At 69.8% G+C, this 5,249-nt stretch carries 4 protein-coding genes; 1 reads left to right on the top strand and 3 read right to left on the bottom strand.

The window, feature by feature from the left end; all coding sequences use genetic code 11:
- On the top strand, nt 1-2,017 hold a 2,017-nt coding region (locus tag ACQKIP_RS38880), incomplete at its 5' end, for a Tat pathway signal sequence domain protein (RefSeq protein ID WP_427745231.1).
- Here the strand turns inward: ACQKIP_RS38880 and ACQKIP_RS38875 are convergent.
- The 3 genes from ACQKIP_RS38875 to ACQKIP_RS38865 form a co-directional block, all read right to left on the bottom strand.
- Nucleotides 2,014-2,727, bottom strand: coding sequence for a glycoside hydrolase family 12 protein (locus ACQKIP_RS38875; RefSeq protein WP_427745230.1), 714 nt, complete (start codon nt 2,725-2,727; stop codon nt 2,014-2,016). The genes ACQKIP_RS38880 and ACQKIP_RS38875 overlap by 4 nt on opposite strands.
- A gap of 8 nt (nt 2,728-2,735) precedes the next feature.
- Complete coding sequence (locus ACQKIP_RS38870) at nt 2,736-4,775, bottom strand: beta-galactosidase (protein WP_365859725.1); 2,040 nt, start codon at nt 4,773-4,775, stop codon at nt 2,736-2,738.
- A gap of 8 nt (nt 4,776-4,783) precedes the next feature.
- Nucleotides 4,784-5,249, bottom strand: a 466-nt coding sequence (locus tag ACQKIP_RS38865; protein ID WP_427745229.1) for a carbohydrate ABC transporter permease, incomplete at its 5' end; no start/stop codon positions are given.

The raw sequence follows: 5,249 nt of genomic DNA, 5'->3' as shown, positions 1-5,249 counted from the left end.
GTACTTCTACGCGGGCGCCGACTCCTTCCGCATGGTGCACACCATCACCTACGACGGCGACGCGGCGAAGGACTTCATCCGCGGCCTCGGCGTCCGCTTCGACGTGCCGATGCGGGACGCCGCGTTCGACCGGCACATCCGTATCGCGGGCGAGGGCAGGGGCTTTTTGACCGAAGCGGTCAAGGGCATCACGGGCCTGCGCCGCGACCCCGGCGCCGCGATCCGTACCGCCCAGGTCAAGGGCGAGAAGCTGCCGGACCCGGCGACCTGGGACCAGCGGGTCACCACCCGCCTCCAGTACATCCCCACCTGGGGTGACTACACCCTCTCCCAGCTCTCCGCGGACGGCTACACCCTGCGCAAGCGCACCAAGCCGGGGCACACCTGGATCACGGCGGGAGGCGGCGGCCGGGCCACCGGATTCGGGTACGTCGGCGGGGCCGGCGGCGGCTTCTCCTTCGGCCTGCGCGACTTCTGGGAGAAGCACCCCGCCCAGCTCGACATCCGGGGCGCCGCCGGTGACACGGCCGAGGTCACGCTCTGGCTCTGGTCGCCCGAGGCCCGGCCGATGGACCTGCGCACGTACCACGACGGCATGGGGCAGGACACCTACCCCGAGCAGATCGAGGGCCTCAACATCACCTACGAGGACTACGAACCCGGCTTCGGCACCCCGTACGGCATCGCCCGCACCAGCGAGCTGATGTTCTGGGCGAACGCGGCCACCCCCTCCGCGACGGCCCTCGTCGACCAGGCAGCCGCCGTCCGTACCCCGCCCCAGCTTGCGGCGGCTCCCGAGCATGTGACGAAGGCGGGTGTCTTCGGCGGTCTCTTCTCGCCCGTCGACCGCTCCACGCCCGCGAAGGCCACGATCGAGGACCACCTCGACTTCCTCTTCGCCTACTACAAGGACCAGGCCGAACAGCGCCGCTGGTACGGCTTCTGGGACTACGGCGACATCATGCACACCTACGACGAGGACCGGCACCAGTGGCGCTACGACGTGGGCGGCTACGCCTGGGACAACTCCGAACTCTCGCCCGACCTCTGGCTCTGGTACGCCTACCTGCGCTCGGGCCGCGCCGACATCTTCCGCTTCGCCGAGGCCATGACCCGCCACACCGGCGAGGTCGACTCCTACCACCTCGGCAAGTGGGCGGGCCTGGGCACCCGGCACGGCGTGCAGCACTTCGCGGACAGCGCCAAGCAGCAGCGCATCTCGACGGCCGTCTACCGCCGCCCCTACTACTTCCTCACCGCCGACGAACGCGTCGGCGACCTGATGCACGCCCTGGTGGACTCCGACGAGACGTTCCTCGTCCTCGACCCCCTGCGCAAGATCCGCACCGAACCCTACGAACCCGACCGCAACGCCCTGTCCATCGGCTTCGGCACCGACTGGAGCGGCCTCGCGGCGGCCTGGCTCACCGAATGGGAGCGCGGCGGCCCCAAGGCGGCGAAGGCCGAGGCGCGTCTGCGCTCCACCATGGAGACCATCGGCGCCCAGCCCAACGGCTTCGTCCAGGGCAGCGGGCTCTACGACCTCGACACCGGGAAGTTCGCGGTGGCCGCCGAGCCCGTCGTGAGCGTCTCGCACCTCTCCGCGATGTTCGGCCTGGTCGAGATGTGCGCCGAGCTGATCGGCCTGGTGGACGAGCCGGAGTTCGAGAAGGCGTGGCTGGACTACTGCCGCTACTTCAACGCCACCAAGGCCGAGCAGAAGGAGCGTTACGGCACGGACTTCGGCAGCCTGCTGCTCTTCCAGGGGCACTCCCGCCAGGACGCGTACGCGGCCGCCCGCTCGGATGACGAGAAGCTCGCGGCGCGCGCCTGGCAGAAGTTCCACGACAGCGACGGCTACACCAAGTCCATGAGATGGGCGAAGACCGACGTGGAAGGCCCTGCCGTCCTGGAGCCCGGCTACGAGAATCTGCGGATCAACACCAACGAGACCGCGCTCTTCGGCCTCGCCGCCATCCAGAACCTCGCCCTGGTCGGCGACAAGCTGCCCGGTTAGCCGCCCGAGACGGTCAGGGAATTGGTGGTGAAGTCCAGACCGCCGGCCGAGCCGCTGATCTCGTAGCCGAACTGCACGTCGCCGATGGTCTCGTTGCCCATCCAGCCCTTGGTGTTCTTGATCCACTTCAGGACGGGGAGGATGTCGACGGTGCCGGACGAGGAGTCGGAGGTGCGCAGGAACGAGAAGACCTCGTTGGCTCCGTTGCTGCCCTTGTAGACCGCCCAGGTGTGACCGCCGAGACTGACGGTGCCCTGGGCGGTGCCGAGGGGGCCGACGTTCCCGTTGTAGTTGACCCAGAGCATGATCTCGTAGTCGTAGTCGGTGTCCCAGATGTCGTACGAGGAGTTGTAGTCACCGGCCGAGGGGACCTTGACGTTGTACGAGCTCTTCAGCGAGGACAGCGCGTCGACCGGCTTGCCGATGACCTTCTTGGAGTTCGGGTACGACTTGATCCCGCTGGTGTTGGGGTGGTCGGCGCGCACGCTCCACTTGGTGCCGGAGTCCGCCGATATGCACTGGCTGCCCGCGCCCGAGCCCCAGATGTTGTTGTAGAGGGTGTAGCCGTTCAGGCTCGTGTTGCCCCATTGGTCGCAGGTGCTCCAGACGGCGGCCTGCGCGGGGGCTGACGCGAGCCCGATCACCGCGCCTGCCGCCAGGGCGGGGGCGAGCAGCAGGCGGGTGAGGGTGCGGCGGGGGTGTCGGTGCATGTGTCGTGTCATGTGGGGTCTCCAGGGTGGGGCGAGGAGTGCCGCGGGCCCGGGGCGGGCCTGCGGTCGTCGTCGGCGCGGCGCAGGACGGCCACGCCGTGGCGGCCGAGGGAGATCGCGTCCTCGGCCTTCCTGCCGGTCAGCAGATCGAGGTGCCGGCCCGGCACGGGCACGGTCACCCGCTGTTCGCCGTGGTGCAGGAGGAACAGGAGATCGCCGCGGCGTACGGCCTCCACCGCGCGGGGGAGGCCTGCGAGCGAAGGCCGTACGCCTGCTTCGGCGGCCAGGCGCACCAGCAGGTCGCGCAGGGCCGCGGGCTCGGGAAGTGTGGACAGGTACCAGGCGCGGTCGCGGCGCAGGACCGCCGGGAGGCCGTCGAGTTCGCCGCCTCGGTACGCGGCGACGGTCACGGCGTCTCCGGTGTCCGCGAGCAGCTCCTCCGACCAGAGGGTGCCGGTGAACTCCCCGCAGTCCACGCGCTCTTCGGCCTCCAGCGGCCACCACTCGTGCACGGTGCGGATGCCGAACAGGGCGCGCAGGCGGGCGTCCATGCCGCCGGGCCGCACCCGGTCGTCCGCGTCGGCGACACCGGTGAGGAAGCCGCAGACGAGAGTGCCGCCGCCGCGCACGTACGCCACGAGGTTGTCGATCGCGGTGTCGGTGAGGAGATACAGGTGCGGGACGACGACCAGGCGGTACGCGGTCAGGTCGTGCTCGGGGTGGGCGAAGTCGACGGGGGTGTTCGCCTCCCACAGCGCGCGGTGCCAGGCGCTCAGTACGTCCGCGTGGTCGACGAGCGACGAGGGCCTGCCGTCCTGCTGGCTCGCCCACCAGGAGTTCCAGTCGTGCAGGACGGCCACAACGGCCATGACGCGGGTGCCCGCCACCTCGGGTCCCACCGCGGCGAGTTCGGCGCCCAGCTCCTTGATCTCCTGGAAGGTGCGGCCGTGCTCGCCGGCGTGGCTGACCATCCCGGAGTGGAACTTCTCCGCGCCCTGGCGGGACTGCCGCCACTGGAAGTAGCAGACGGCGTCCGCGCCGCGGGCCACTGCCTGCCAGGTCCACAGGCGGTTCAGGCCGCGCGGCTTGGGGTGGTTCACCCCGCGCCAGTTGACGGGGCCCGCCGCCTGCTCCATCAGCATCCAGGGGCCGCCGCCCGCCTGGGAGCGCGTCATGTCCTGGACCAGGGCGCCCTGTTGCGCGCCGAGCGGATCGCGCGGGTCGGGGTAGATGTCGACGGAGACGACGTCTTCCTGCGCGGCCCACGACCACGCGTCCTGCCCCGACCACAGCGGCATGAAGTTGGTGGTGACCGGCAGGTGCGGGGTGTGCGCGGTGACGATGTCACGCTCGGCGCGGAAGCATTCGAGCAGGGCGTCTGACGTGAAGCGCTTGAAGTCCAGGACCTGCCCGGGGTTCTTCAGGTAGTGGGCGCGCCGCGGCGGCAGGATCTCCGCCCAGCCGTCGTAGCTCTGGCCCCAGAAGGCGGTGCCCCAGGCCGTGTTGAGCGCGTCGAGCGAGGTGTACTTCGCCATGAGCCAGCGGCGGAACGCGACCGCCGCCTCCTCGCCCCAGTCGTAGGTGCAGTACTCGTTGTTGATGTGCCACATCGTGAGCGCGGGGTGGTGCGCGTACCGGGCCGCCAGATCCTCGGTGATCTCGGCGGCGTAACGGCGGTAGACGGCGCTGGAGTGCGCGAAGTGCTGGCGCGAGCCCCACCACTCGACCTGCCCGTTCTCGTCGCGGGGCAGCGTCTCGGGGTGCAGGCGGCCCAGCCACGGCGGGGGAGCGGAGGTCGGCGTCGCGAGCACGACGCCGATGCCGTTCGCGTGCAGCAGGTCCATCAGGCGGTCAAGCCAGCCGAAGTCCCGCTCTCCGGGCCGGGGTTCGAGCCGGGCCCAGGAGAAGACGCCGAGCGTGACCGTGTTGACCGATGCCTCGCGCATCAGGCGTACGTCCTCGCGCCAGACCTCCTCGGGCCACTGCTCGGGGTTGTAGTCGCCGCCGAACAGGATCCGGCCGCGGGTGGTGTCGTCGAGGGAAGGCATCGTGGGGGTCAGCCCTTCACTGCGCCGGTGAGCATGCCCTGCTTGAAATGCCGCTGCACGAACGGCGAGAGGACGGCCACCGGCAGGAGCGCCAGGACCATCACGGCCATCTGGATGGCGAGCGGCGACAGATGCCCGGTGTTGATGGCCTGGGACAGGCCCGTCGGCTTCTGCTGCTTGATGACCAGCTGCTGCATGACGTTCTGCAGCGGCATCATGTCCGGGTCGCTGAGATAGATCGACGCGTTGAACCACGCGCTCCAGTAGCCCACCGCGTAGAAGAGGGTGATGACCGCGATGACCGCGCGGGAGAGCGGCATCACGATGCGCCACAGGATGCGCAGGTCCCCGGCGCCGTCGATGCGGGCGCTCTCGATCAGCTCCTGTGCCGTACCCATGAAGAACGCCCGCAGCACGAGGATGTTGAAGACGTTCAGGGCGCTCGGCAGGACCAGCGACAGATAGGTGTCGGTG

The organism is Streptomyces sp. NPDC059900 (assembly GCF_050270335.1).
Classification (GTDB): domain Bacteria; phylum Actinomycetota; class Actinomycetes; order Streptomycetales; family Streptomycetaceae; genus Streptomyces.
The sequence above is the reverse complement of the archived record's forward strand: the minus strand, read 5'-3'. Positions and strand labels throughout refer to the sequence as shown.